General features: G+C 56.6%; 23 protein-coding genes. 17 read left to right on the forward strand and 6 right to left on the reverse strand.

All coding sequences use genetic code 11. The features are described 5' to 3' along the window. Nucleotides 1–4: 4 nt before the first annotated feature. Entirely contained in the window at nt 5–1,126 is a 1,122-nt protein-coding gene (locus tag AC3RLQ_RS15540; protein WP_493038603.1) for a glycosyltransferase, read from the reverse strand. 301 nt (nt 1,127–1,427) lie between these two features. On the opposite strand from AC3RLQ_RS15540, the gene AC3RLQ_RS15545 reads away from it, so the two are divergent. The 3 genes from AC3RLQ_RS15545 (at nt 1,428) to AC3RLQ_RS15555 (ending at nt 5,114) form a co-directional block, all read left to right on the forward strand. Next, nucleotides 1,428–2,135 (forward strand): class I SAM-dependent methyltransferase, encoded by a 708-nt coding sequence (locus tag AC3RLQ_RS15545; protein ID WP_493038605.1) that lies wholly within the window; start codon nt 1,428–1,430, stop codon nt 2,133–2,135. Then, entirely contained in the window at nt 2,132–3,730 is a 1,599-nt protein-coding gene (locus tag AC3RLQ_RS15550) for an ArnT family glycosyltransferase (RefSeq protein ID WP_493038607.1), read from the forward strand. Before AC3RLQ_RS15545 ends, AC3RLQ_RS15550 begins: the two co-directional genes overlap by 4 nt. An 82-nt stretch (nt 3,731–3,812) precedes the next feature. Then, nucleotides 3,813–5,114: a nucleotide sugar dehydrogenase gene (locus AC3RLQ_RS15555; RefSeq protein WP_493038609.1), complete on the forward strand. Its 1,302-nt coding sequence runs from the start codon at nt 3,813–3,815 to the stop codon at nt 5,112–5,114. 3 nt (nt 5,115–5,117) lie between these two features. Here the strand turns inward: AC3RLQ_RS15555 and AC3RLQ_RS15560 are convergent, their stop codons facing one another. After that, nucleotides 5,118–6,284, reverse strand: a complete 1,167-nt coding sequence (locus AC3RLQ_RS15560; protein ID WP_493038611.1) for a glycosyltransferase — start codon at nt 6,282–6,284, stop codon at nt 5,118–5,120. Nucleotides 6,285–6,293: 9 nt separating this feature from the next. Continuing rightward, nucleotides 6,294–7,169 carry a glycosyltransferase family 2 protein gene (locus AC3RLQ_RS15565; protein ID WP_493038613.1) on the reverse strand — a complete coding sequence of 292 codons (876 nt, stop codon included), beginning with the start codon at nt 7,167–7,169 and terminating at the stop codon, nt 6,294–6,296. A 92-nt stretch (nt 7,170–7,261) separates the two neighbouring features. Here AC3RLQ_RS15565 and AC3RLQ_RS15570 point away from each other — a divergent pair, with 92 nt between their 5' ends. From AC3RLQ_RS15570 to AC3RLQ_RS15580, 3 genes are read left to right on the forward strand one after another with little or no spacing between them, the layout of a single operon-like run. Beyond that, on the forward strand, nt 7,262–7,939 hold the full coding sequence (locus tag AC3RLQ_RS15570; RefSeq protein ID WP_493038615.1) for an O-methyltransferase: 678 nt from the start codon (nt 7,262–7,264) through the stop codon (nt 7,937–7,939). Nucleotides 7,940–7,941: 2 nt separating this feature from the next. After that, the gene (locus tag AC3RLQ_RS15575; protein WP_493038617.1) at nt 7,942–8,700 is read left to right on the forward strand and encodes an FkbM family methyltransferase; all 759 of its coding nucleotides are present in this window, start codon (nt 7,942–7,944) and stop codon (nt 8,698–8,700) included. Between the two features lie 60 nt (nt 8,701–8,760). Continuing rightward, nucleotides 8,761–9,525 carry a class I SAM-dependent methyltransferase gene (locus tag AC3RLQ_RS15580; RefSeq protein WP_493038619.1) on the forward strand — a complete coding sequence of 255 codons (765 nt, stop codon included), beginning with the start codon at nt 8,761–8,763 and terminating at the stop codon, nt 9,523–9,525. On the opposite strand, the gene AC3RLQ_RS15585 is transcribed toward AC3RLQ_RS15580, so the two are convergent. The 3 genes from AC3RLQ_RS15585 to AC3RLQ_RS15595 all read right to left on the reverse strand — a co-directional run bounded on the left by AC3RLQ_RS15585 (nt 9,503) and on the right by AC3RLQ_RS15595 (nt 12,444). Then, nucleotides 9,503–10,630 carry a glycosyltransferase family 9 protein gene (locus AC3RLQ_RS15585; protein WP_493038621.1) on the reverse strand — a complete coding sequence of 376 codons (1,128 nt, stop codon included), beginning with the start codon at nt 10,628–10,630 and terminating at the stop codon, nt 9,503–9,505. The genes AC3RLQ_RS15580 and AC3RLQ_RS15585 overlap by 23 nt on opposite strands. Continuing rightward, entirely contained in the window at nt 10,627–11,553 is a 927-nt protein-coding gene (locus AC3RLQ_RS15590) for a glycosyltransferase family 2 protein (protein ID WP_493038623.1), read from the reverse strand. The genes AC3RLQ_RS15585 and AC3RLQ_RS15590 overlap by 4 nt, the downstream gene beginning before the upstream one ends. 126 nt (nt 11,554–11,679) lie before the next feature. Beyond that, nucleotides 11,680–12,444 (reverse strand): YdcF family protein, encoded by a 765-nt coding sequence (locus AC3RLQ_RS15595; RefSeq protein ID WP_493038625.1) that lies wholly within the window; start codon nt 12,442–12,444, stop codon nt 11,680–11,682. Nucleotides 12,445–12,708: 264 nt separating this feature from the next. Between AC3RLQ_RS15595 and AC3RLQ_RS15600 the strand changes: the two genes are divergently transcribed. The 11 genes from AC3RLQ_RS15600 (at nt 12,709) to AC3RLQ_RS15650 (ending at nt 25,602) form a co-directional block, all read left to right on the forward strand. Beyond that, nucleotides 12,709–13,581: a hypothetical protein gene (locus tag AC3RLQ_RS15600; RefSeq protein WP_493038627.1), complete on the forward strand. Its 873-nt coding sequence runs from the start codon at nt 12,709–12,711 to the stop codon at nt 13,579–13,581. A 90-nt stretch (nt 13,582–13,671) separates the two neighbouring features. Then, nucleotides 13,672–13,887: a hypothetical protein gene (locus AC3RLQ_RS15605; RefSeq protein ID WP_493038629.1), complete on the forward strand. Its 216-nt coding sequence runs from the start codon at nt 13,672–13,674 to the stop codon at nt 13,885–13,887. Further along, complete coding sequence (locus AC3RLQ_RS15610; RefSeq protein WP_493038631.1) at nt 13,884–16,871, forward strand: ATP-binding protein; 2,988 nt, start codon at nt 13,884–13,886, stop codon at nt 16,869–16,871. Before AC3RLQ_RS15605 ends, AC3RLQ_RS15610 begins: the two co-directional genes overlap by 4 nt. Next, nucleotides 16,868–18,121 (forward strand): glycosyltransferase family 4 protein, encoded by a 1,254-nt coding sequence (locus AC3RLQ_RS15615; RefSeq protein WP_493038633.1) that lies wholly within the window; start codon nt 16,868–16,870, stop codon nt 18,119–18,121. Before AC3RLQ_RS15610 ends, AC3RLQ_RS15615 begins: the two co-directional genes overlap by 4 nt. After that, the gene (locus AC3RLQ_RS15620; protein ID WP_493038635.1) at nt 18,121–18,876 is read left to right on the forward strand and encodes a sugar transferase; all 756 of its coding nucleotides are present in this window, start codon (nt 18,121–18,123) and stop codon (nt 18,874–18,876) included. Before AC3RLQ_RS15615 ends, AC3RLQ_RS15620 begins: the two co-directional genes overlap by 1 nt. Before the next feature lie 2 nt (nt 18,877–18,878). Next, a complete protein-coding gene (locus AC3RLQ_RS15625) occupies nt 18,879–20,186 on the forward strand; it encodes a sugar transferase (RefSeq protein ID WP_493038637.1) in 1,308 nt (435 codons plus the stop codon). Between the two features lie 3 nt (nt 20,187–20,189). After that, the gene (locus AC3RLQ_RS15630; protein WP_422322536.1) at nt 20,190–20,483 is read left to right on the forward strand and encodes an STAS domain-containing protein; all 294 of its coding nucleotides are present in this window, start codon (nt 20,190–20,192) and stop codon (nt 20,481–20,483) included. Between the two features lie 6 nt (nt 20,484–20,489). Beyond that, on the forward strand, nt 20,490–22,262 hold the full coding sequence (locus AC3RLQ_RS15635) for a SpoIIE family protein phosphatase (protein WP_493038639.1): 1,773 nt from the start codon (nt 20,490–20,492) through the stop codon (nt 22,260–22,262). Beyond that, entirely contained in the window at nt 22,249–22,659 is a 411-nt protein-coding gene (locus tag AC3RLQ_RS15640; protein ID WP_493038641.1) for a response regulator, read from the forward strand. Before AC3RLQ_RS15635 ends, AC3RLQ_RS15640 begins: the two co-directional genes overlap by 14 nt. After that, nucleotides 22,656–23,849, forward strand: a complete 1,194-nt coding sequence (locus AC3RLQ_RS15645; protein WP_493038643.1) for an alkaline phosphatase family protein — start codon at nt 22,656–22,658, stop codon at nt 23,847–23,849. Before AC3RLQ_RS15640 ends, AC3RLQ_RS15645 begins: the two co-directional genes overlap by 4 nt. A 184-nt stretch (nt 23,850–24,033) precedes the next feature. After that, entirely contained in the window at nt 24,034–25,602 is a 1,569-nt protein-coding gene (locus AC3RLQ_RS15650) for a lipopolysaccharide biosynthesis protein (RefSeq protein WP_493038645.1), read from the forward strand. The last annotated feature ends 2 nt before the right edge of the window (nt 25,603–25,604 follow it).

Genomic DNA, 25,604 nt, shown 5'->3' on the forward strand with positions numbered 1-25,604 from the left:
GCGATCAGAGCTTGGAGCCGTTCACCGCTGAACGATAGAGCTGGCGATAGCTCTCCGCCATTGCCGCCATGGAGTAGCGTTGCAGAACGGTGTTACGAGCGGCAGCGCCGCGCCGGCACAACTCCGCAGGGGCGGACAGCGCGGCTCGCAGCGCCGCAGCCAGATCTGCCGCAGTGTTGAGATGGGAGAGGTAGCCGTTTTGACCGTCCTCAATGACCTCGGCATTGCCACAAGCTGCGTGGGCAAGGACGGGGACGGCTGTCGCCATGGCCTCCAGCACGGCATTTGAAAGGCCTTCGATCTCCGACGGCGCGGCCAGGAGGTCCATCACACGGTAGTACGGCGGCAGATCATCCTGATGTCCGGCCCAGCGAATGCGTGACGCCAGAGGGTGCTGCTGCATCGCTGCGATGATCTGCTCCCTCTCTGCGCCGCCATCTCCAACCACCAGCAGCTGCAGACGCGGAAATTCCTTCGCGAGTTGCGTGAAGGCATCAAACAGCATCTGATGCCGTTTCAGCGCCACGAGGCGGCCCACGATGCCGATGATCTGATCATCGGGGCCGAAGCCAAGAGCCCTGCGTGCTTCAGCGGGTGAAAATCGATCACTGTCCACGCCGTTCGGTGTCACAATGATCCGGCGTGCTGGATCCAGCCCCAGACTTTGCAGATTGTCCCGGACGCTGCTGGAAACAACATGCACATGACGGCAGACAGAAAACAAAATCCGCCGCTGCCAACGACGCTTGGCCGTTAAGTCCTGACGCTGCACCTGCCCATGCTCGCCATGGACAATGGGTAGTGTGCGTCCGCCCAAGGTAGCCAGTGCGGCGTAGATCAGCGTGCCTAGGTTATGACTGTGCAAAAGGTGAGCGCCGGTCGATTTCATGTGTAATCGAAGCCCACGTACGGCCTTCATCGAGAAACCGCTGGTCTTCCCCATGACCACGACTTTGTCCGGCTCGGGCATGCGAACGGCGAAGTCACCGCGAAACCGCAGGCAGGCGGCGTGGACGTCGAATCCTTCGCCATGCAACCGGCGGGCGACATTCACCACACCGTTTTCGAGCCCACCGGGAGCCAGGGAGTCCAGCACATGAAGGACGCGGAGTGTGGCAGCACTCATGAGCGCTGTGGAAGAAAATCAGGAGCCATGCCGGAATGTGCACTGCTCTGGTGTCGCCTTGACGTGGGCGTTCCAGTATGCGGTGTCGGTTTCGTTGCAGCCCCAGAAAAGGAGTATTGACTAATTGCGAGGATAAGGTGCATAAAAAGAATGTCCGAGAATTGTGCGGTCTACACAATGGCATGAATTTTCGCACCACGCCCCCTCTAGGTCAACCCGTTGACATTTTTGTGTCAAAATTGCGGCTTCATATCGAATCAGTTGCCAGCCCCCCCGTGTGAACCTAGATGCAATTTGCCTCATGTCCGACACCCCCACTCCAGCCGAATTTGACGCCTACGCCGCTAACTACGATGCGGCTCTGAACCAAGGCCTTGCGTTGACCGGCGAGTCAAAAGAGTATTATGCAGCGGGACGGGTGCAATGGTTGCGCTCCAGACTGACGCGGCATGACTGCCGACCGGAATCATGTCTGGACTTTGGCTGTGGCACGGGCACTTCGGCCGAGTTCCTGCGCAATGGGCTGGGAGTAGCTCATTACCTGGGGTTTGACCCTTCGGCGGATTCCATTTTACAAGCCCGCCAGCAAACCCCTTGGACAGCAGCCCAGTTCACCGCTGATGAGACGGCTGTCGCGAAAGGAACCTTTGACCTCGCTTTCTGCAATGGCGTCTTTCACCACATCCCCTTAGAGCAGCGCCTGGAAGCCGCCCGGCTGGTCTGGCGGGCTCTGAAGCCCGGCGGCCTGTTTGCCTTCTGGGAAAACAACCGCTGGAACCCGGCGGTGCACTTTGTCATGAGTCGCGTGCCATTTGATAAAGACGCCCAGATGCTCTTCCCTTTCCAAGCACGCAAGCTTTTGCATGCCGCAGGTTTCCAAATCTTGGAAACCGACTCGTGCTTTGTCTTCCCCGGTCCCCTTGCAGCACTTCGCGGACTCGAACCTTGGCTCTGCAAACTACCGCTTGGCGGGCAGTACCTTGTGCTGGCACAAAAACCTCTGGCATGAATTCCTCTCCCGCCAGTCAGTCCCCACCCCCGAGGCAGGCTCGTTGCCGCCGCCAGACTACCTGGTTCTTGTTCATCACGCTGCTGGCGTTTCATCTCAGCTTTCAATCCATGCACGGGGCGTGGACCTCAGACCTCGGTGGTGACCCGGATGAGGCCGCACATGCCGTCACCAGCCTCATGGTGCGCGACTACGTTGGCGGCGGCTGGCGGCAGTCACCGATGGTGTTCGCCAAGAACTACTACGAGAGCTTCCCAAAGGTTGCACTCGGGCATTATCCACCAGGCTACTATCTGCTCGCCGGCTTCTGGCTGCTGCCCTTCGTGTCGATTCAAAGCCTCTTCGCACTCCAATCCGTCCTGGCCGCTGTGTTTGGCACATTGATCTATCGCCTCTCATCGCGGATCCTTCCGCTGCCCGCCGCAATAGCGGCGGGTTTGCTTTCGGCGGTTCTGCCCTTCACGCTCAAGCAGGCCGAATTCGTAATGTCCGATCTCCTGCTCGGTGTGCTGTGCCTGCTCGCCATCGCCGCATGGACGGACTACCTGCAGCGGCCCACCAAGCGCCGAGCGCTCGGCTTTGGGCTCCTCGCAGCCATGGCGATCCTCACGAAAGGCTCCGCTCTCGCACTCTGCCTTGTGCCGCCTGTGGCGACACTCCTCACCGGGCAATTGCGTCTCATCAAACAGCCATCGTGGTGGCTCTCTGCACTTCCTGTGGTTCTCCTCGCCGGACCTTGGATGCTGCTTACCTCGCACATCACCTCGGAGGGCATGATTCATCAGCCAATGCAGACGTATTTGCATGAGGCAGCACTCTTTTATGGCACCTCCATGCCTCAAGTCTTTGGCTGGTGGCTCCTCGGCTGCATCATCGTCGGCCTCGGCTTAAGTCTGCGTTTCATCGTCCGTTCGCCTCATTCCTCCGCCCTGCTCGCCTCCAGCATCGGCCTTCTAGCCGGCACCACCACCATCATTCTGTTTGTCCCGGCAGGTTTAAGCACCCGCTACCTCCTGCCCGTGCTGCCGGTGCTGCTCATCGCCTCCGTCACTGCGGTTAACTGGATCTGCTCGAGGCTCGGCAAAGTCCGCTGGCCGGCATTTTACGCCATCCTGCTGGCCGCATTCGCCTTTACCACGCACTGGCCTGAAAAGCGCGTCTCGGGCTTCTCCCAGGCTGTCGAAACGTCCGGACTGCCTCAAATCGGCACACCACCCGCCTATTGGCTCGTGGCCGGCGATCCACGCGGAGAAGGCGCCATCATCGCCGCCGCCGCCTTCCACTGCCCTCAGCGCTCCCCTTCACTTCTGCACGTATATCGCGGGAGCAAAGAACTCTCCACAAGTGACTGGATGGGCCGAGGCTACACGCTCGCTTGCCATGATGATGCAGAACTGCTGACTCGTCTCGACAAGCTTCACATCAATCGTGTCTTTATCGATATGTCAGGCGAAGAAGACCTGCGGCAAGAACACGAACGCCAGCTCCGACGTGCGCTCGACAACGCGCCCGGCCTCTGGGTGCTCGACTTCGATCAACCCATCACCCGTGGCCCAAACGCGAAAGGAAAGCTTCTCGTCTACAAGCATCTCTGAACCTTCCATCAGTTCGCATTTGCAAAACGCCTCCGCATTCCATAAGCAGACAGCACATTCCCATTTCGTCTCGACCACCTTCATGAATATCTCCGTTTTTGGCCTCGGTTACGTAGGAGCAGTCACCGCCGCCTGCCTCGCACAAAAAGGACACCGCATCATCGGCGTCGACCTTCATCCGGCGAAAGTGGCGGCCTTTAATCAGGGCATCTCTCCTATAGTCGAGCCAGGATTGGACGCGCTGCTTAAGTCTGGCAGCGAAAGCGGCAAGATCACCGCCACTCTGGACGCAGCGGAGGCCGTCGCGCAGTCAGATGCCAGCATCATCTGTGTGGGCACGCCTTCCATGCCTTCCGGCAGCCTGGATCTGAAATTTGTGCTGTCCGTCGCGAAGCAGATCGCCCATACCTTGTCCTCAGTGCAAAAAGATCACGTCATTATCTTCCGCAGCACCATGCTGCCGGGCAGCACTCGCAGGTTGGTCGCTGAAGTGCTGGCGGATCTGATCCCTGGCGGCCGTCTGCAAATTTTCTACTGTCCCGAGTTCCTGCGTGAAGGCACGGCAGTTCGCGACTTTGACGAGCCATCGCTCGCGGTCATCGGCAATGAGGACGGCAAATCCCCTGTACCCATTGAAATCTCCGAACTGCTCGGAGGAAACCCCGAACTTCTGCGCTGGGAGGGAGCCGAGATGATCAAATACTCCTGCAACTACTTCCATGCCCTGAAGGTGGGTTTTGCCAATGAGATCGGTCGCCTTTGCAAGCATCTTGGCGAAGACGGCACCCGAGTCATGGATGTGCTTTGTGCCGACACAAGGCTGAACATTTCCCGCTATTACATGAAGCCTGGCAATCCGTTCGGCGGCTCCTGCCTGCCAAAGGACGTCTCCGCGCTCAAATCCTTTTCTCGCCAGGAAAACCTCAGCCTGCCCCTTCTTGAAAATACTGCAGCCACCAATGCCGCTCATCAGGAACTCTTCGTGAGCCTGATTGAAGGCAAGTCGAAGCGCCGCATCGGCTTCCTTGGACTAGCTTTCAAGGCGAACACGGACGACCTGCGCGGCAGCCCCATGGTTGCCGCAGCGGAGACGTTGCTCGGACGCGGCCACAAACTAAGCATCTACGATCCGCACATCAATCTTTCCCGCCTCATCGGTGCCAACGAGCAGCAAATCCAGGCCCGCATGCCGCACCTCGCGCAGCTATTAAAGCAAGACCCCAAAGAGGTGCTGCAATCCAGTGATGTGATTGTCGTTTCCCAGAAATGCGTCCCCTTTGAAACGCTGGAGAAATTGGCGCGCCCGGACCAAGTCGTGATCGATGTTCATGGCTGGAGGGAATTATCGACCCTTTCATGGCAGTATGAGGGGATCTGCTGGTGAAATTTACACTTGGAGCCCACTCACGAACTGACCAAACTCCACAGCCTTGGCCCGCCAGGTTTCAGACTCGATAAAGCGCTGAGTTTCCTGTATGTCGAATGAGAGTTGGCCTTCAGAGGCTGCGGCCACAGCTTTGACGAATGCGTTTCGGTCCTTGGCGACATGGACAAATTGAGAGAGCCCTTCAGCCTCCGGAAGTGCTGTAGAGATCACAGGACGTCCACATGCCAGATACTCTTTGATTTTGAGAGGACTGCAGCTGCGCGCGAGTTCAGTCAGAACAAAAGGAATGATGAACAAATTGGTGGTGTTCAAGCTCTCCGGCAGATCTTCATAGGGCATGGCAGGCTCAACATGAATATTCGCCACACCCGAGAGTTTGTGGAGAGGGATCGTGGCTTGACCGATGAGCCGGATGGCTGCCTTGGGTAATTGGCGGGCGATTGCCACAATGAGGTCGAGATCAACCCTCTCATCAATCATTCCAAAATACACAATCTCAAAATGTCCGGTGGATTGCAGTGGCTGAGAACGAGAAAAATGGACCGGATTCACCCCCTGGTTCAAGGTGTAAACGGGCTTGCCGGATCGTTTCAGTTGAGAAGCCAGAAGGTCCGAGACAGCCACGATGGCATTCACACGCTCCATCAGAGTGCGCTCCATCTGCAAAATGTGCTGCTGATTCATTCCCGGCCAGATGGCATACTGGTCCGCGCAGTAGTAAATGCTCAGCGTCTCTCCCAGCCTGCCGATAAAATCCATCTGTGACGGCGTGGTGACTACGAGCATGTGCTTTTGAAAATGAAGTTGTCGTGTGGCTTTTGCCACACTTCGGCGCACCAACCAGGCATTGAGATGTCTGACGAACTTAATGCTCGTGAACGGTAGAGTTGGTGGGCAGATGACCGTCAGCCCATGAGGGCTTGCGGCAAAACGACGACGCCTTCCAGACACGAAATCGACGATTTTCTGAACCGAACGCCAGAGGTCACGCCTGTTCAACTGCGGCACGCGCAGCCCAACCGTTTCCACCCAAAGCACCGGACTGAATCCCAAAAACTCACTGAAGAGGTGCTGACTGACCGAAGGATGACGCCCCCAGTCAGGCCCAAAGACCACCCATTGGTAACCCGCGAGGGGATGCTGACTGGTTTTGGATTCGTCGGACATCAAAGAAGTCTAATTTTTGATCTTTCGGCTGCTGAATGTCATCCACTGGCTGGGCAGACACTTATAAATAATGATTGCCGCGGCCTTGAAAAAAAGCCAGCCGCAATCTACCGCGCCCAGCAATCCGAAGTGGACTATTTTGAAGCGCACCAGGCCTGGTGCATACCACCAGACTTTCGGACTTAGAAAGCCTAGTACAATGTCCATCCATGAAAGACGAGCGTCAGCCCAAGACCAATAAGTCGCCGTATCATTGCGATCGGCCACACCTACGGCCGAAGGGACCAGAAGAACAGGAATACCAGCATGATGAGCTCGAAGTGTGAAATCGACATCTGCAAAGTTATGTTTGATCCAGCGCCCCTCGGGGAGCCCAATTTGAGCACAGACCGATGCAGGAATGGCCACCATATTTCCATGCAGCCATTCCACGGGCATTGGAGGTTCTGTCGAATTTGGGGAAGTAGCCGCGGATCTTGGCCAGCGCTTCTCCATGATCCCCCCGGAATAAACAAAGCCTCCATCAGGAGTCCTGCAGACCCCGCCGCAAACAGCCTTTCTCTCTACTGCCAGCTGCACCAGTCGCTCCAAGCTGCCGTGCTCCGGAAGGCTGTCGTCATTCAACCAGCATACGCACTCAGCCCCAGCGGAAAGAGCCGTCTGCATGCCGAGCCGGATGGCACCGGCCCACCAGAGGCTGCCGTCAGCATTCACGGTGTGAACCCATGGAAAGTCCTCTCCGAGCATTTCGGGAGTTCCATCCATGCTTCCATCATCAATGACCAGCACACTGGCCCAGGCACGAATACCAAGCGTCTCCAGATGTGCCAGACAACGCTTCGTGATAACACGCCGGTTATGGACGGGAACAAGGATCCAAACCATGTGCTGCACATTTGCAATGAGAGGAGGAGCCCGCATCAGGCCCAAATACGAGCTTGCCTGTCTGGTCGCAAGCAAGGATTGATAAAGCGGCCATGACTCTTCTTGAACGCGCGATTCATCGTCTCCTCCCCCCAGCAGGCAAAGCGATGCGAGTGCTGCAAACGCTGATGGTCCGGCGTGCTCAGTGGCAAAGCATTAGGACAGGATTACCAGTAGATGCGCAGGGTCGCCCGATTCCTTGGATCACTTATCCGGCGCTTGATTACCTCAGTCAGTTGGACTTCTCACAGTCCAGCGTACTCGAATACGGCGGCGGACAAAGCTCTCTTTGGTGGGCGGAAAGAGCCGAATCCGTCACCACCGTCGAAGGGGAGGGCGAATGGGCCGCGACTTTAAGACGGTGTGCTCCAGCCAACCTGACCGTCATTGGTCCTGTAGAGGCGCCTGCCTACGCGCAGGCTCCATTGGGCAGTGGGCAAACCTATCACGTGATCATCATCGACGGTCTGATGCGCTTTGACAGTGCCAAGGCATCGCTGCCCTTTCTCGCGCCAGGAGGGTTTCTCCTTCTGGACAATGCCGACTGGCATCCACACGTTTGCGCCTGGCTGCGTGCCCAAGGCTTGGTGGAGATCGACTTTCATGGCTTTGGGCCAGTAAACGACTACACCTGGTGCACTTCACTTTTCATGCGCGCTCACAGTATTTTGCCCCACTCGGGAGGAAAATGGCCGACAGCTGTCTATGGTTCCTTGGAGCAAGAATGTTGAAAATGAACAGCCTTCCCTACAAACCCATTTCATCCAGACGGGATCGCCTGCTGAACCTGCTGAGGCCTGCTTTTGAATTCCTGGGCATTTCTTGCCTGTCACGCCCCTCTTTGAACGGGCTCGACACCGCGCTCGAGCGGCTGCTACCGCAACGTGACGGCTGGTTCGTAGAGGCAGGTGCTTATGATGGTTTTCAGCAGAGCAACAGCTACTACTTCGCACGAATGAAGGGCTGGCGCGGTGTTCTGATTGAACCCCTTCCACAACTCGCAGCAATATGCCGGCAAAGGCGTCCAGAATCACTCGTGGTATCTTGTGCGTTGGGACCTCCAGAGTCGGAAGGTCATAACCTGCAATTGAGACACGCCGGTCTGATGACCATGGCATGCGGAGTGTTGGGGGATGATGAAAAAGAGCGGCAACGTGCAGCGGAGGGGCTTGCAGTGCAGGGTTTACCGACAAGCGAGCAACTGGTCACAGCGGGCATCAAAACATTGACCTCAGTGCTCGAGATGACAGGAACTCCGCCAGATTTCGATCTCCTCAGCCTTGATGTTGAAGGTTCAGAAGTCGACGTATTGCGCGGTTTGGATTTCAAGCGCTTCCGCCCCAAAGCCATCTGCATTGAGGTTCGCCATGAAAACCTGGCCGCAGTTCAATGTCTTCTCCAAAACCATTATGAAAAGCCGATCCACCTCACTTCCAACGAGAGTTATGCCGACTGCTTTTTCAAGCTTGTCCAGAACACCCCTGATCGGTAGAAGATTTTATTCAATATCATGAATGCAGCGGACATCATCTGTCCAGTTTCGCAAACTCCGATGGAGTTCGCCTTTCGTGAAACCGTGCTTGGCCGACTCAGCGTGAGTTATTATTCGTGCCCAGTCTGCGGTCTGCTGCAAACGGAAGCACCCTACTGGCTGGAAGAGGCCTATCAGGAACCCATCTCCGCTGGAGACACCGGCTTGGTGGCCCGCAACATCGAGAACAGTCATTTTTTGCAAACATTTCTGCCCCTTACCTTTCCTGGCAATGCGCGTTATGTGGATCTGGCAGGTGGATACGGCCTGCTGACACGTCTGTTGAGAGACAAGGGGTTTGACTGCTTTACCACCGATCCCTACTGCCCAAACCTCTTCGCAAGCACTTTCGAGCCACCTGGCTCATGCAATGCAGATGCCCTGTTCGCATTCGAAGTTCTTGAGCACATTTACAATCCGCTGGAGTTCATTGATCAGCAGTTCAAAAAATACAACTGCCGGACCTTGGTGTTTTCAACCCTCACATTCCAGGCCACTTATCCTTCCAAAGACTGGTGGTACTATGCATTTGACGCAGGCCAGCACATCACTTTTTACGAGCGTCGTTCCTTGGAGTTTCTGGCGGCACGTCTTCACTGCCGCTACTATCAGATCAATCCCGGGCTGCATGTCTTTAGCGACGCCCATTTTACTCCGACCACCCGGCTTATCCTGAATAACAAGTGGGCTCGCAAACTGCTTTCCATTTATGCACGAGGCAAAACGAGAGGCCGCAGCCTTACCTGGAGTGATCATCTCACCTCTAAAGAGCCTCGCACACCATGACTGCGGATAGAGATCGCGCAATTTCAGCAGGAGCAATCTGTGTGATACAGTATGGTTCGGGCTGTGTGCAGCTCCACCGGCATTGGTAGCAATCCCTGGCATGGTTCAGCCATGTTTGACGTTCACTTTTGCTCCAGGGCGCAAACATTCCAAAATGCCCTCCGCCAAGGATAAACACGCCCGGCTTATCAAGAGCCGTCGCGATGTGGGACGGCGCAGAATCTGGTGCGAGGACGATCCGTGCACGGGCGATGAGATTGATCAGAGTTTCTAAATCGTTTGGAAAAAGCCATTGGACCCTAGGTATCCGCCTGTTTTGCAATGCAATTTCCCAATGCTTCTGGTCCGAACCGGGCGGCAAACAAACTTGCACCGGCATGTTGGGCCACTGTTGCAGGAACAACTGAATGGATTCTGCCAAGAGATCTGCCGGATACTGGCGGATCGGGTCCCCTGCAACCGGGCATACAAGGAGCGAGTCTCCGTCCACGACCTTGATATGCCGCAACTTGGGCATCATCTCATCGATATCTACACTGGAGGCCAGGACACTCTCGACAACACGACGATGCGCCTCCAATTCCAAACAAGCATCCGGCGATTTGGCCGGGTAAGAACTCATCAGACATCTCGGGAATGACAAACTCGTACGCTCCATGTTTCCCTCCCATCTGGAGGCATGGCATTGATCGGCATTGATCATCATGGCGATTGCATGCAAATAGTCCGAGTGCTGATGACGCAAGCACACGAGATGCTCAGCTTCAATGGCACGAAGCGACCAGGCATACCGCACGATCCGGATCAAGAAGTCCGGCCAAAACCGTTCACAAAAAGCCGGCATCAACAACAGTTTTGCTGCTGGAAACTCCATGCGGTAAAGGGGGGCTGCCATGCTGGACACGATCAAAAGAGTCTCATCCTCCCGAAAGACGGACAGAAGTTTTCTCACCGCACCCAGCGACAACACGGCATCGCCAATTCTGTCCAGTTTAAGAATGGCAAGACGATAGAAAACAGGGCGGCGCGGATGCACCAAAATCTTCACCGTGGTGATTGCCAGCCGATAGGCCAGCGCCCTCGCTTTCAGAAGCACCTCGCTCATCGCATCATTCTCCTCAATAGGCGAACTAACTTCCGACCAAGTCGAATGAGCAAGGATGGGCGGCGGCAATAGTGATTAAAATAGCTCCTGTCAGCCTGATTGTAGGCTGCAAGGTGGCAAGGATGCCGGAGAGGAAAATCTATCGGGCTAGTTTTCATGCAAGCGCGTGCGTCGTGCACATCATGCGTATGCGTTGCTTCGAGACCCCATCCGAGATTGGAAATCAAATTGACCGATGGAATCAGACAAATCCCATTACAATTCTGCTGGGCAAATTCCCAAGCGATATCCCAAGTATCTATGGCACCCGTAGAAGCACCATCATACAGCTCTTTTCTCCACGCAGCCTCCCCTTGGAACTTACATGCGGCTTCCAAACCTGCTTTTGAACCCTGCTCCATCCACCGTTGCAGTGTCACGTCGTACTGCTTCCATGCCCTGCGCCAGCTCGCCCACCCCCATATCGTGGCGAAACGCGAACTGTAATAGCTGCAGCCATCCTGCGCGGCATGACCGCTGAGATTGCTGCCGCAGATCTGCATCACCCTTTCGTCATCCTGGTAATGCGCCAGCAGTTCCGTGCAGAAGCAAAAAAAGGAAGGCTCCGGCAGACAGTCGTCCTCCAGCACAATCACACGCTCATGTTCGGCAAATGCCCAGTCGAGGGCTTGAGAGACAGCATTTCTACAGCCTAAGCGCGTCGCTGAGAACCGGGTTTGAACATTGCAGGGCCAGTCGATCCCCTCTTTCACCAGCCTTCTCGTCTCCTGGCAGAGTGCATCGTCTTCCGGCCCATCAGCAGCCACCAAAAGGTGCTCAGGCCTCGCCTGCCGAATAGCCGCAAAACTACGGGCGGTGAGCTGAGGACGCCGATGAATCAAAAATAAGACAGGTGTCGGGCAACCGTGAGGTTCGGATTCCATGCGGGAGTAGAGATTTTCTGTTCCTGAACAGCAAGGGAGCGCAGGTCGTACGATCAGTTACTTGGAGAACACCTTTGTGCAACGAGAAGGCTTTGGTCCATCCAACAGCCCAAGCGTTGGGGCTGCTCAAATCCACCCACGCCAGAGGTACACGTAATGGCCGATGATCTCGTGCATCCAAAAGGCGAAAATCTCAAATCCATGATAGCTGGGCCAATGCAACCATTGGAGATCGCCCAGATGATTGAGGCTGCTCAGGTAGTTGCAGGGAACAGGAATCACTTGGACGCCGGCCTTGCTGAAGGTGGCCACGGCACGCGGCATATGGCTTGCGCTGGTGACGAGCAGAAGTCGCTTCAAGCCGCGCTGCTTCACCAGCGCCGCGACCTTCATCGCCTCATCATGCGTGTCACTGCATGCTCCGATGCTGTGCAATTGGGTGTTGAGAGGAACGTGAGCTGAGAGGTGGTCACGAACTGCATCCGCCTCAGAAAACATCCGCCCCTCGTGCGGATATCCGCCGCCTCCCAAGATCAGCAATGGAGCCTTCCCTGCGGCCGCAAGTGTGAGTGCTGTGCTCAGACGGTCAGCGCCAATTTTCAGATGAAATCCCATGGGCTCTGACAATGAGGGCTCAACGCCACCCCCAAGACAAAGAATCGCATCCGCCGCCGGTAGTTGCTTCAATTGAACCTTGGGAATCTGATCCTCAAGATTTGCCAGGAGAATGGACGCTATTGGCGTGCAGGAGATGACCGTGAGCAGCAGCCAGGATAAAGCAGGCATCCACAAGCTGCCACAACGGCGGGTCCAAAACAGCCGCAACAGCCAAAGTCCCAGCAGGAGCCAGATTAAACATAAGGGCTGAGTGAATTGCAGGGCGGTTTTCAAAAGCGTGTTCACCCGCAATAGTAGAGTCGTCAGGGTTTGCTCTGCAACCACTGTGGCAAATAAATACCGCCGCGTTAGCCGTGGAAAACACCTTTGATTCTCCCACTCAAATCTTTTCGTTGCTTCGGCATCATGGCAATTGCCAGACTTTTTCTTCGCAGTAATCTGTATGCCGCGTCCCTTTTGTAATCACCCGGTTTGAAGCGTATATCTCCGCCTTCCATGGTTCGGTCATCCCTGTTGGTTGGGATTGGTCTCGCATTCATGCTGCCACTACCAGAAGGCTGGAATGCAGGCTGGCGGGCTGAGTTCCTCAACCGCATGCATGTACCCATGATGGGAGTCTGCTGTGTGGGATTGGAGGTTTTGTGCAGAGCCATCATCCGCAAGAACAAGTGCCGCCTGGTATCGGCTGCTCTGTCCGCATCTCTTCTGGCCGCCTTGGTGGAAATCGTACAACCTTGGTTTCACCGCACCGCAGACATCGGGGATTTCATGTGGGGCATGGCAGGGATTGGCGCCGCCACCCTTTGGAACAGTGCCGCTATGTTTCATTCAGTGTGGCTGCGAGTAATCGTGCGCGTTCTGGCCATGGTTGGCCTTCTTTCACCGCCTTTGGGATGGACAGCGAAGGTCATGATGGCAAGACAGTCTGCTGAGAGACGGTTTCCTATACTGACTAATTTCACCGAAGAATTAGGAGGCTTTTTTTGGTCATTAGAACCCACGGGGGATGTCTACAGCCAGCAAATCAAGCGACATGGCCAAATGATCTTGGAACGCACCAGTCAAAAAGCGGCCAGCGCTCATCTAGATACCCTCGATCGTGATTGGTCGTCCTTTGATCGCTTGGAGATTGACGGAACCTTGGAGGCTTCGGAGGCAGTCGAAGTGGGATTGCGGCTCGACTTAAACAGTGCAGCAGGGCCACGCCTTCGGGCCGGAGCGTGGATGAAGCCGGGCCGACACCGAATTCAAATCCCATGGCCAAGCTCCGATCTGCCCAAGCATGTACGCCAGTTGGTCCTCTTTCTGGCAGCAGGAGAACCTGCGGCCTCTCTGCAAATCCACCAGCTTCGCTTGGTGGCGCGTGAGGACCTGACTGATAAGCTCAATCCAAGAGCAAGCCGTCAATAAATCAGCCTGTCATGAGATGATTCCCCGCATCTGCGGGGAATGACTGCCCGGCATGAACTGCGATATTTGCGAAACCCCGCTTCTCTTCGCATGTACATCATTCGTAATAAAGGCATTGAAGATCACCCCGCCGCCAAACACGGAATTGATTTTCGTGCAGGTAATGCCGCAATTTTCAACTCCTTCTTAGTGCTAGTATCACATCGTTCCGCCGAACCTGTGCCAGCAGTCAATTTAAGCGAATCGAAAGCCACTTGGGCTGGATCTGATGCCTTCGAAGTGCGCTGGACATCACTCGCGGCATGAACAGGGCAAGTTCCAGCTCTTTGGACTACGGACATGTCAGCATGCGGGACTTCGCCCGGGTGTTCCCGTTCTACTTTGCCTGGGATGCGAATGACATCATCACAGAGTCCGGTGCCTCTCTGCTGAAAATTTGCCCGCGGGCAGTGCCCGGAGCTCGGTTGCAGGATGTCTTCCATTCACAAAGTCCCGAAGGAGAATTTTGCGACGCCCATGCGCGTGCCAATCCGGAACGCCTCTTTCTGCTGGAAGACCGGAGACAAAGAGTGATCCTGCGTGGCCAGGTCATGCTCCTCGATCGTCCTCGGCGCGGCATCATGCTTGCCTCGCCCTGGCTTACGGAGCCGGACCAGGCCCATCAGATGGGCCTGACGACCCAGGACTTTGCCGTGCATGACCAGACTCTGGATCTGCTTCAGGTGCTGCAGATGCAGCGCAAAGTGACCACGGATTTGCAGCGTCTCGCCAGCCAGCTCACAGAGCAGCGCATCCAAATGCGCGAACAGGAGGAACAATCCCACAAGCTGGCACTTGTCGCTGCAAGAACAGACAACGCAGTGATCGTCACGGATGCAGCGGGGCACATCGAATGGGTGAATGAAGGCTTTACCCGTATGACCGGCTGGCAGTTGGAGGAAGTCATTGGACGGCAGCCCGGAGACTTTTTGCGCTGTCCTGAGGCAGATCCTGGCGCGGACAATTTCATGAACCAGTGCTTGCAGCAGCAGCGTGGATTTCGCGTGGAGATGCTCAATTTCCATCGCTCTGGCCGGAAATACTGGTCTTCGATCGAAATCCAGCCGATTCGCAACGAAGCAGGCGAAGTGGTCAACTTCATGTCCATCGAAAGCGATGTCACCCAGCGCCGGCAGGCAGATCAGCGTCGTGCGTTGCAGTTCTCCACCAGTCGCACACTGGCCGAGGCGGATTCGATTCGCCAGGCTGCGGCAAAGGTCATTCAGCTTATCTGTAACCAGCTCGGCTGGATCGCAGGATCATTGTGGATGCTGGACTCAGATCAGCAGAAACTGCATCTGGCGGAGATCTGGCATTCACCGCTCAAAGACATCACCGGCTTTGTGGAACTGTCACGGACTTTAACCTTTAAAGCCGGCCACGGGTTGCCGGGCATCGTCTTGCACAGTGGGCAGCCGCAGTGGATTCGTGATGTGGCGGAACACGCAGAGTGCCCGCGCTCAGGCATGGCCAAGAAGTGCCATTTACACGGTGCGATCGCGTTTCCCATCGTGGCCCAGGGAGACATTCTCGGAGTCCTTGAATTGTTCAGCTGTGATGCACATGCCCCTGAGGAATCTCTGCTGGAAGCATTCTCCGGCATCGGCAACCAGCTCGGCCAGTTCATCGTGCGCAAGTGCGTGGAGCAGAATCTGGTGAGCGCCAAGGAGGCCGCCGAGAGTGCCAATCGAGCCAAAAGCGAGTTCCTGGCCACCATGAGCCACGAAATCCGCACCCCCATGAACGGCATCATCGGCATGTCTTCCTTGCTGCTCGACACGCAATTGGATTCCAGACAGCATGAAATGGTGGATGCCGTGCGTCAAAGCGGTGAAGCACTCATGACTATCATCGAAGACATCCTCGATTTCTCCAAAATCGAGGCGCGCAGACTGGATCTCGTCGATGAAACCTGCCGCTTGGATTCCATCGTCGATGGTGTCGTGGGTTTGCTGCAGCACAAAGCCATCTCACGCGGCGTCGATTTAAAGGTAGAGATTGATCCCAATGTGCCTCTCGCCCTCAAAGGGGATCCCGGCCGCCTTCGCCAGATTCTGATGAATCTCGTCGGCAATGGCATCAAATTCACCGATCACGGCAGCATCTGCATTCATGTCAACCGCGTGACCGTTCCAGAAGGCGAAGCAGAGCAGATCGAGATCAGCGTAATCGATAGCGGCATCGGCATGGATGAGGAGCAGCAACGCAAGCTCTTCCAGGCATTCTCACAAGTGGACAGCTCCACGACTCGACGCTTCGGCGGCACGGGTCTGGGCCTTGCCATCAGCAAACGCCTCGTGGAACTGATGGGAGGTTCCATCGGCGTGGTCAGCACGCCGGGTCTAGGCTCACGTTTTTGGTTCAAGCTGCCAGTGCGTGAAGACTCTGAGGCTGAAAAGCAGGCTGAAAATGAACTCAACGCAAAATCTCACGAAGAGTCGCTCCAGCCATCTTGCGCCTACAAACCGCGTCTGCTGGTCGTGGAAGATAACGAGGTCAATCTGCGCATGGCTATCATGATGCTGGAAAAGCACGGCTTCAGCGCCGACGTGGCCCGTGATGGAGAACAAGCCGTCGATCAATTCGCCGCCCGCGCCTATGACGCCATCCTGATGGACTGTCACATGCCGCACATGGATGGCCACGAGGCGACGCGTGCCATTCGTGAAATCGAAGCCAGCACACACTGGCAGCGCCCGCGCTGCCGCATCATCGCCATGACGGCGAATGTTATGGATGGTGAACGTGAACGTTGCTTCGAAGCAGGCATGGATGACTATGTCTCCAAGCCGTTGCGAGCCAAGGCTCTCACCGAGGCTCTTGCGCGTATTCATGTGCTGGAGCCGGCCAAAGAGCCGGAGCACACCAGCGGCTGGACCGAAGAAGAAGTCAGCACCGCCAAAGATGCCGTCAAACTGCTGGCGGATGAATTGAGCGTCGAAGACACGGCGGAATTGATCGAAAACTGGCTCAAAGACACGCCTGAACGCATCACAGATCTCGAAAAGCTCGCGGCGGGTCAGGATCAGCCCGCGCTGCGGCGCACCGCACATTCCTTGAAAGGCAGCAGTTCACTCTTCGGCCTCACGCACATTCATTCTCTCTGCCGCGATCTCGAGCATCTGGCTGAATCCGACAGTCGTGCCGACCAGCCTTTTCTGGTCGCGCAGATCAGGCGTGGTTTTGCCACGGCCGAACCCTCCTTGCGTGAAGAACTGACTCATCTCCGCACCACCACCATCACCTCATGAAAATCCTATATGTCCACGAACGGTTTGGTGCCCTGGCAGGCGCTGAGGCAAACGCCTTCATCACCGCTCAAGAACTCAGCGCACGAGGCCATCACACAGGCATTTTGCACGGACCAGGCACCGGCAAAAACGAAGACGGCTGGAGCCGCGTGTTCAATGAACGCTTTGCGCTGTCAGGCGACACCGCCGCACAGACTCGTGCTGCCCTCGCAGCGTTTCGGCCTGACGCTGTCTATGTGCACAAAATGGCTGATCTCGAAGTGATTCAGACCCTGGTGGACAGCGGACTGCCTCTCGTTCGCATGGTGCATGATCACGACATCTATTGCATGCGCAGCTACAAGTATCATTACTTCTCCCGCAAAATCTGCACACGTGCCGCCTCCCTTTACTGCGTGTTTGGCTGTGGAGCCTGTGTCGTTAAAAACAACAGCGGCGGCTTCCCGCTCAAATGGGTCAGCTACCGAGCCAAGCAGCGCGAGATCGCTCTCAACCGTCGCTTTCATCGCATGGCAGTGGTCACGGAATACATGCGTGATGAACTGCTTCACAACGGTTTCGAGGCCGGTCGAATCGAAATCCATGCCCCCGTGCCACGCATGGGCGACCCCGACCTGCGCAGTTCCTTCAGCGATCGCAATCTCATTCTCTACGCTGGACAGATCATTCGTGGCAAAGGGGTGGACGTGCTGCTGGAATCCCTCGCCCGGGTAAAGTCCAAGTTTGAGTGCATCATTCTCGGTGATGGCAATCACAAGGCCTATTGCGAAGAGCTGAGCCGGAAACTCGGCCTTGAAGACCGTGTTCATTTCAAGGGCTTTATTCCGCAGGAAGAACTCAAGGCCTACTACCGCGAATGCAGCGTCGTCGCGCTCAGCAGTGTGTGGCCGGAGCCGATCGCCACCATCGGCCTCGAAGTCATGCGTTACGCGCTGCCAGTCGTGGCGTTTGACGCGGGTGGCATCAAGGACTGGCTCAAAGACGGATTCAACGGCCATCTCATTCCATGGATGAATCGTGATGCATTTGCCGCCGGTCTCGATGACCTGTTGCAAAACAAAGCGCGGGCAAAACAACTGGGTGAAAACGGCCTCCGGCTTGTCAGCGCACGCTACGATTTCCCCGCCTACATCGCCGGTTTAGAGACAATGTTTGAACGTGCCATCGGCGAATCCAGCCGCAGTGCACCTCACAGTCCCCCACTTGAGGGGGGTTACAGTTCAAAGCCCGCCATTACAGTTCCTGCGTAATGAAAAAAACGTCCGTTTCCGATGAACCCCAAGTGCGGCGCATCCTCAAGGCCCAGAGCCGGCTGGGGCGCCTGAGAATGCGCTTTGCTATGCGTTTCAAACGCTGCATGTGGCTCGCAGTCGTCAATGGCACGCACGCCGTCAAACGGCTGTTCGATATCTTGATCAGCATCATCGCATTGATCCTTGCCGCACCGCTGATGACCGTCATCGCCTTGCTGATCCGCCGGGACGGAGGACCGGTTTTTTTCAAACAACGGCGCATCGGGTTCAATGGCCGTGACTTCGAAATGCTGAAGTTCCGTTCCATGTGCATTGATGCCGAAGCCAAGCTGAATCAACTCCTCGCCCAAAACGAAAAATCTCAAGGCGTCACCTTCAAAATGAAGAACGACCCGCGCGTCACACCCATCGGACGCTTCATTCGCAAAGCTTCCATCGACGAACTGCCCCAGTTTCTCAATGTGCTCAGGGGAGACATGTCCATCGTCGGGCCGCGTCCGTGTCTGCCACGTGAGGCGGCTCTCTATTCCAGCGCCGACCGCCGCCGTCTCCATGCCAAGCCTGGCATCACCTGCCTGTGGCAGGTCGGCGAGCGCGAAGGCCGCTTCTGGGAAATCGGCGACCGCAACAACATCGACTTCGGCGAGCAGGTCTCCCTCGATGTGCGCTACATCGAAAGCCACTCCTTCCTGCGTGATCTCTGGATCCTGCTCAAAACCATTCCAGCCATCGTGCTGGGCAAAGGCATGTAACCATGGACGTTTTTATCATCTGCCCGGATTATCGTAAATGCGCCGGCTTTGCCCGCCGCATTCGTCCTCTCGCTCTCTGGCCCGTATTGGGCCGTACTTTGCTGGACCTCTGGCTGGAACATCTCGCCGCAGCAGGCGTCAAGCATGCCACCATTCTGGCTGCTGATCGGCCACAGGAGATTCGGCATGCAGTGGATCAAGGCGGACGCTGGGGATTGTCCATCACCGTTCTTTCCGTCAAACGCGAGCCCAGCATTGAGGAAACGCGCTTGCGTTTCACGGGCAAAGATTCATTGGGAATAGCTCCCAACATCATCACGCTGGACACCCTGCCGTCGATGCCGCACAAGCCGCTGTGGGAGAGCTCTGCAGCCTTGTTCGAAATCATGCTGGGCAATCTGCGTGGCACACCGCCCGAATCACACCTGACCATGCGCGAGATCGCCCCGGAGGTGCATGTCAGCACACGGGCGCGCATTGCAGCCACGGCAAAAATCGAAGGCCCGGTCTGGATCGGCCCCCAGGTCATCGTCGGAGACAATGCACAGATTCTCGCGGGCACTGTCATCGAAGAAGCCGCTTACATTGACCGCCACGCCATCGTCAGTGAAAGCTGGGTGGGACCGAACACTTATGTGGGCGCCCTGACCAATGTTCAAAACTCCTTTGCCTGGGGGGGAGGCATCGAAAACTGGAGCAAGGGCTCGTTCCTGGAGGTGACGGATGACTTTCTGCTCGCCAACCTCACTCATCAGCCTTTTGGCGGTGTTCGCAGCGGCTGGCTTACCCGCATTGTCGGGCTCCTGCTGATGCTGCTGACTTCTCCGCTGGCGCTGCTGTATGCACTTTGGACTCGCATTGTGAAATGGCAGTCTGCTTTGGAGAGTCGGCAGGTCGTGCTGCCTCCACCCAACAAGCAGGACCGCTTCAGCCCCAGCACGCGTCTTTATTCACTCACATCCGCACCAGGTCTGTTTTCCCGCTGGCCTGAGCTGTGGTCCGTCTGGCGTGGCGACATGCACCTCGTGGGCAACCGCCCCCTCTCCCAGGCACGCGCGGCGCTGCTGACCAGCGAATTTGAACGCATGTGGTTCGACGCCCCCGCGGGCGTCTTCTCCTACGCTGACATCATGAACGACGGCATGCACAGCACTGACAACGACACCGCGCACAGCGCATGCTACGCCATTCATCGCAGCCTGCGGCTGAACATCCGCATCCTCATGCACTGCCTGCCTCGCTTTTTATTGCCTCTGTCCCGCAAAGACCATGGCATTCCCACCACCAGCTCAACCCAAACCTGCACCTAATCCATGACACTCACCGCATCCGCCCAGATCACCGCCCCTGCCGAACTCTGCGCCGCCACCGCACGCCTCTGGCGCGACCGCCTTGATCTTGAGATCAAACCCGGGCATGAAGAAGTCTGCATTGATTTGTCCAAGACACGTTTCATCGACAGCTCCGGCCTCGGTGTCCTGCTGACACTGAACAAAAACCTCCGCGCCCGTGGAGCCAGCTTGAAACTGATCAATCCTTCCTCCGCCGTCTGCCAGTTGATCGAGCTGACAAGACTTCATCGCGTTTTCGAAATGATCCACGATTGATCACTCATGTCAGTTCCTCAGCAGCAATTCGATGGCTTTCGGCTCGATTTTCCAGCAACACTGGATGATGCGCGCAATGCCGTTCGCTCGGTCATTGAGTGGCTGGCAGATCGGCAGATCCTGCCGGACGAGTGCCAGCAATGGGAACTGGTGCTGGCAGAGGCAGCGAACAATGCAGTGAATTACGCCACCCCCGAACAGTCTCTGCTCGCAGTGCGCATCGAAGCAGTGCTGTCTGCGCACGACATCGAAGTCCGCATCACCGATCACACCAGCGGCTTTGACTGGCCTGACCATGTGGAGCTGCCGGAAGACGATGAGTGCGATCATGGACGCGGCCTCTTCATCATCAGCTCCCTCACCGATCACGTGTCCTACCTTCGTGGCAAGGGACACAACGTGCTCTGTCTGAGGTCGCAGCGCAAATCGACCCCAAAGCCCCAGGAGGACACTGAGGCAACTCTCGAACTCATGACTGCCGAGGTCGCCTCGTGTTACGAAACACTTGCCAACATCTTCCGGCTCATCGCAGATGCCGGCAATGATGTGGAACCCGTCGCACTCGCCTCGCGCTGGCTTGAAGAACTGCGTGAACTTGCAGGTGCAGATTTTTTGGTGCTGCGCATGGCAGGCACCGAAGCAGGCAGGCTCCCCATCGTAGGCGGTGTGCCCTCCACCATCGTATGGGATCCGCTGCTGGAACTTCGCAACCACGATGCCGTTGAAACCCTCGCTGCTGTCACTCGTCAGGATCAATGGTTTGATGAAAGCACCACCTTTGCCACCGCAGACCCGCTGCGGAAAGCGGGCGAACATATCAGCGGACTTTCGCATCCGCTCGAAAGCGGTGGTGATCTCGCCGGCGTGCTGACTGTGGGTGTTTTTAAACCTCGCTGGGAACCATCTGCACGTGAATTGAATGTCGTGCGCAGCCTTGGCGATTTTCTTGGTGCTCTGCTGCACGGTTTGCACCGACGGGATGAAGCCAATCAGTCCCGCCTCATGAAGCGTGAGCTGCAGATCGCCGCTGACATTCAGCGCTCCCTGCTTCCGGCTGAGCTGCCGCAGACCCCTTTCGTCCACTGTGCGGCCCACTTGGCCACCGTGGGCGAGGTGGGTGGAGACTATCTGGATGCCATCCTCCTGCCTGACAGCAGTCTTTTGTTTGTCGTGGCCGATGTCATGGGCAAAGGCGTCCCTGCCGCGTTGTTTGCCACCGCTTTTCACAGCCTGCTGCATTCTCATCTGGATCTGGCTTCGCAGCCATCTCGTCTCATGAGTCGACTGAACAAGGCGATGTTTGCCGAGTTGGATCGGGCGGACATGTTCATCACGGCACAGCTTGTTCATATCAGCGCTGACGGACTCGCTCTGCAGGTCTGTGGGGCCGGACACGCCCCGCTGCTCCTCAGTGGCGGAAGTCAGATTCAGGAAGTCTGCGCCGATGGCCCGCCGCTCGGTGTCACCGCTGATGCTGCCTATCAGGATTTTTCGGTCAGCCTCGCCTCATTCACTCATGTGCTCCTGCACACGGATGGCTTGAGTGACGTGGTCTCCGGTGGCGGCATTCTAAGCCGTGATGAACTCCACACCTGGCTGCAGGGCACCGCTGCGGCTGCCTCAGATGCCGGCACTTCACGCGACAGCCTGCACCGCTTGCACCGCAGTGCCGTGGATGCCGCCAGCCAGCAGGACGATGCAACCTTCATGATCATCACCCGTGGTGCGCAGACGCTCACCGCCAACACCCAAAACTCCCTGTCTCATGCCAAAGGATAGCCCCATACTCGTCGTCGATGACGAGCCACACATGCGCCGTGTGGCAGAACTCAGCATGAAGCCGCTTGGTCATCCCATCTTGCTTGCTGGAGACGGCCAGGAAGCCGTGAACCTGGCCAGGAGCCACCAGCCCTGCGTCATTCTGCTTGATCACATCATGCCGGTGATGGATGGCAAGGCGGCCCTCCAGATGCTGAAGGCCGATCCCGCGACACGCGACATCCCTGTCATTATTCTCAGCTCCCGTGGACAGCTTGCTGTGGGCCAGTACCAAGGATTTGAGACAGCCACGATGTTTGTCTCCAAGCCTTTCAGTCCCGCTCTGCTCCGCCGCGAAGTCGAGCGATTGATCTCGACCTCCTCCGCGCCTCTGGAACCTCAACTTACCGCCGTATGAAACAACGCCTGGATCTTTTCATCATGATCGACGCCTGCGGGTGGGAGATCATCAAGGACCGCCCTCAGTTTCTCCGTACGCTCGCGCCTCACCGCCGCAAGCTCGAAAGCGTCTTCGGCTACAGCAGCACCTGCGTTCCCAGCATCCTCAGCGGCCGCTGGCCAGATGAGCATCACAACTGGTGCTACTTCATCCATGATCCAAAGAACTCTCCTTTCCGCAGCCTGAGCTGGCTTCGCTGGCTCCCCAAAGCACTGACCAGCCGCCGCATCGTTCGGCGCTATCTCACCAAGATTGTTAAATCGACTCTGGGGTTCAAAGGCTACTTCGATCTCTACAACATTCCATTCCACCTCATCCATCTGTTTGACTTCACCGAGAAGAAAAGCCCGCTGCAGCCGCGCGGCATGAACCAAGGTCCCAATGTGTTTGATCTTCTGGTTGAGAAAGGCGTGCCCTATTTTGTCACCGAGCCCAATCTGAGTGAAAAAACCAATCGTGATCGGCTGATTGCCAATATCGAAGACGAAAGCATCGACTTCGCCTTTCAGTACTGGGCCGGGTTGGATGGCCTGCTGCATCGTGTGGGCAATCAATCGCCCGAGATTGACACCAAGCTGGCTGAGTACGAAGCCTGGATCACTCAGACCATGACGGTGGCTCAAAAGCACTACCGTGAGGTCAACCTTCACGTCTTCAGCGACCACGGCATGGCAAACTGCGATCAGCATCTGGATCTCCGCAGCAAAATCGACGAACTGGGTTTGCGCATCGGCACCGACTACAACGTAGTTTATGACAGCACCATGGCCCGCTTCTGGTTTTTCAGCGACGCGGCACGTCAGAAGATCCCCCTCGTTTTGCAAGGCGTGCCGGAAGGCCGCATCATGCCAGAAGAAGAACTGAAGCGTTTCCGCGCTCATTTTGCAGACGGACGTTTTGGGGAACTCATCTTCCTCGTCCAGGAGGGTGTGCTGATTGTTCCCAGCCATATGGGCGAGCGCCCCATCCGTGCCATGCATGGCTACCATCCTTATGATCCCCAGAGCTACGCGACGCTCTTCAGCAATTCATCCAATGTACCGCCTGACATCACTCACATTCCTCACATCCATCGCCTGATGGAAAAAGCTCTGGAACAGCCGGCCATTAAATGTGCCGCGCCTTCCATACACGCCCTGGCAGCCTGACCGTTACCCCCCGACTGAGGTTGGGAAGGAACTGATACAGTAGGCACATGCCCTCGGACGATGCACTTCAATCGTGCGGGAGAATACCCAATTCTCCCTCCGCTGAGCCCCCGTTATAAACCCATTCCCCGCAGCTGCGGGGATTGTTGAGCGCAGGACTCACCGCGAGATTTTTGGCCTCACGATGACCTACGACACCGTCAAACAAAACATTTGGAGCAACGCCATCTCCAACTACCTGCGCACTTTTGTCGGCATCGTTGTTGGACTGGTTACTTTTCGGTTGTTGTACCAGGCTCTTCCGCGCGAATCGTTTGGCTTTTGGTCTCTGCTCTGGAGCGTTTTCGGTTACGGCATCTTGTTGGATTTTGGATTTGGTTTTGCCGCGCAAAAACGTGTCGCCGAACTGTCGGTCAAAGGTGAATGGCACAAGCTCAGCCAGGTGCTGAGCACCATCCTTTTCTTTTATCTCGGCGTTGCCGCTCTCATGGCGGCCACAGTGGCGCTCGGGGCCGATGAGATCGTGCACGCCTTTGGGGTTTCCGCTGCCAATCATGCTGAATTTCGCATCGTGCTGATCGTCTTCTTCGCCGCCATCGGCCTCGCGTTCCCTCTGGGCATTTTCCCGGAGATACTGCGGGGTCAGCAGCGCATCAGCACCGTCAACAACATCATCACAACGGCCATGCTCCTGCGCATGGCCGTTATTGCTTGGGCCGTTTACGCAGGCTGGGGCCTGCTGGCCATCATGCTCACGGCATTGTTTTTTGCACTGGCACCAGATCTTGTATCCGCCTTCTTCGCCCTGCGCCACATGCCAGAGGTGAAGCTGCGGCCGGGCTTGTTTTCAAAGTCCATCATGCGTGAAACGATGGGCTTCTCCATCTTCGCCTACATCAGCACTGCCACCAACATCGTCTTGGGAAAAACAGACCAGCTGGTGCTTGGAGCCACTCTTTCCATCGGTGCTGTGGCCATCTATCAGGCCGGGGCCAAAGTCGCCGAGGTGTTTGCTCAGTTCACCAAGCAATTGCAGGACACCTTGTCACCCGCAGCGGCACATCTTCATGCCACCGGTGACCACTCTGCGCTGCGGGATCTGCTGCAGCGCGGCACTCGGTGGAGCACCATCATCGCCACACCGCTGTATGTACTCTGCGCCTTTGAGCTGGAGCCCCTGCTCAAAGTGCTCACGGGAGACAAGCACATCGCCACTGAAACCTGGCAGGTCGCCCAGGTGCTGCTTCTCTGGTTCTACAGTTCAGCGCTCACTCACAGCGTCAGCAAACGCATCTACATGATGTCCGGCCATGAGCGGCGCCTCATGTGGCTGGGCCTTGGAGAAGCGGCGGTGAATCTCGCATTGAGCATCACCCTGGCGCTGATATTTAAAAACGTGGTCAGCGTGGCGGTGGGCTCGCTCATTCCTACCCTCTTCTTCGGCTGGTGCCTGCTCTGGCCCTGGGTGGCCCGGGATGTAAGCCTCCACCCATGGCAGTTGTTTCGTGAAACGGTGCTGCCAAGCTGGCTTGCCTGCATTCCATCCGCACTCATTCTGGGCGCACCGCTGTTCTTCCCAGACCTGCAGATCGAGAACACCTGGCTGCGCATTCTCCTCATGGGAAGCGCAGGCGGACTCACCTCCCTCCTTTGCGTGTGGTGCTGGTCATTGACTGCTTCAGAGCGCCAGATGCTCCGCTCACGATTTCCCGCCCCCTTCCGAAAAAATCCACCCGCGCTTCAGGCCGCGTGATC

This window comes from Prosthecobacter sp. GW821-HT29F12 (assembly GCF_058803405.1).

What these genes read in the sequence shown, in the direction of transcription:
- AC3RLQ_RS15585 (WP_493038621.1), bottom strand. Translation starts at nt 10,630, where the DNA reads ATGAGCGAGGTGCTTCTGAAAGCGAGGGCGCTGGCCTATCGGCTGGCA.
- AC3RLQ_RS15650 (WP_493038645.1), top strand. Translation starts at nt 24,034, where the DNA reads ATGACCTACGACACCGTCAAACAAAACATTTGGAGCAACGCCATCTCC.
- AC3RLQ_RS15645 (WP_493038643.1), top strand. Translation starts at nt 22,656, where the DNA reads ATGAAACAACGCCTGGATCTTTTCATCATGATCGACGCCTGCGGGTGG.
- AC3RLQ_RS15590 (WP_493038623.1), bottom strand. Translation starts at nt 11,553, where the DNA reads ATGGAATCCGAACCTCACGGTTGCCCGACACCTGTCTTATTTTTGATT.
- AC3RLQ_RS15600 (WP_493038627.1), top strand. Translation starts at nt 12,709, where the DNA reads ATGCTGCCACTACCAGAAGGCTGGAATGCAGGCTGGCGGGCTGAGTTC.
- AC3RLQ_RS15570 (WP_493038615.1), top strand. Translation starts at nt 7,262, where the DNA reads ATGACTCTTCTTGAACGCGCGATTCATCGTCTCCTCCCCCCAGCAGGC.
- AC3RLQ_RS15640 (WP_493038641.1), top strand. Translation starts at nt 22,249, where the DNA reads ATGCCAAAGGATAGCCCCATACTCGTCGTCGATGACGAGCCACACATG.
- AC3RLQ_RS15555 (WP_493038609.1), top strand. Translation starts at nt 3,813, where the DNA reads ATGAATATCTCCGTTTTTGGCCTCGGTTACGTAGGAGCAGTCACCGCC.
- AC3RLQ_RS15605 (WP_493038629.1), top strand. Translation starts at nt 13,672, where the DNA reads ATGTACATCATTCGTAATAAAGGCATTGAAGATCACCCCGCCGCCAAA.
- AC3RLQ_RS15625 (WP_493038637.1), top strand. Translation starts at nt 18,879, where the DNA reads ATGGACGTTTTTATCATCTGCCCGGATTATCGTAAATGCGCCGGCTTT.
- AC3RLQ_RS15610 (WP_493038631.1), top strand. Translation starts at nt 13,884, where the DNA reads ATGAACAGGGCAAGTTCCAGCTCTTTGGACTACGGACATGTCAGCATG.
- AC3RLQ_RS15630 (WP_422322536.1), top strand. Translation starts at nt 20,190, where the DNA reads ATGACACTCACCGCATCCGCCCAGATCACCGCCCCTGCCGAACTCTGC.
- AC3RLQ_RS15580 (WP_493038619.1), top strand. Translation starts at nt 8,761, where the DNA reads ATGGAGTTCGCCTTTCGTGAAACCGTGCTTGGCCGACTCAGCGTGAGT.
- AC3RLQ_RS15550 (WP_493038607.1), top strand. Translation starts at nt 2,132, where the DNA reads ATGAATTCCTCTCCCGCCAGTCAGTCCCCACCCCCGAGGCAGGCTCGT.
- AC3RLQ_RS15560 (WP_493038611.1), bottom strand. Translation starts at nt 6,284, where the DNA reads ATGTCCGACGAATCCAAAACCAGTCAGCATCCCCTCGCGGGTTACCAA.
- AC3RLQ_RS15540 (WP_493038603.1), bottom strand. Translation starts at nt 1,126, where the DNA reads ATGAGTGCTGCCACACTCCGCGTCCTTCATGTGCTGGACTCCCTGGCT.
- AC3RLQ_RS15635 (WP_493038639.1), top strand. Translation starts at nt 20,490, where the DNA reads ATGTCAGTTCCTCAGCAGCAATTCGATGGCTTTCGGCTCGATTTTCCA.
- AC3RLQ_RS15615 (WP_493038633.1), top strand. Translation starts at nt 16,868, where the DNA reads ATGAAAATCCTATATGTCCACGAACGGTTTGGTGCCCTGGCAGGCGCT.
- AC3RLQ_RS15565 (WP_493038613.1), bottom strand. Translation starts at nt 7,169, where the DNA reads ATGGTTTGGATCCTTGTTCCCGTCCATAACCGGCGTGTTATCACGAAG.
- AC3RLQ_RS15545 (WP_493038605.1), top strand. Translation starts at nt 1,428, where the DNA reads ATGTCCGACACCCCCACTCCAGCCGAATTTGACGCCTACGCCGCTAAC.
- AC3RLQ_RS15620 (WP_493038635.1), top strand. Translation starts at nt 18,121, where the DNA reads ATGAAAAAAACGTCCGTTTCCGATGAACCCCAAGTGCGGCGCATCCTC.
- AC3RLQ_RS15575 (WP_493038617.1), top strand. Translation starts at nt 7,942, where the DNA reads ATGAACAGCCTTCCCTACAAACCCATTTCATCCAGACGGGATCGCCTG.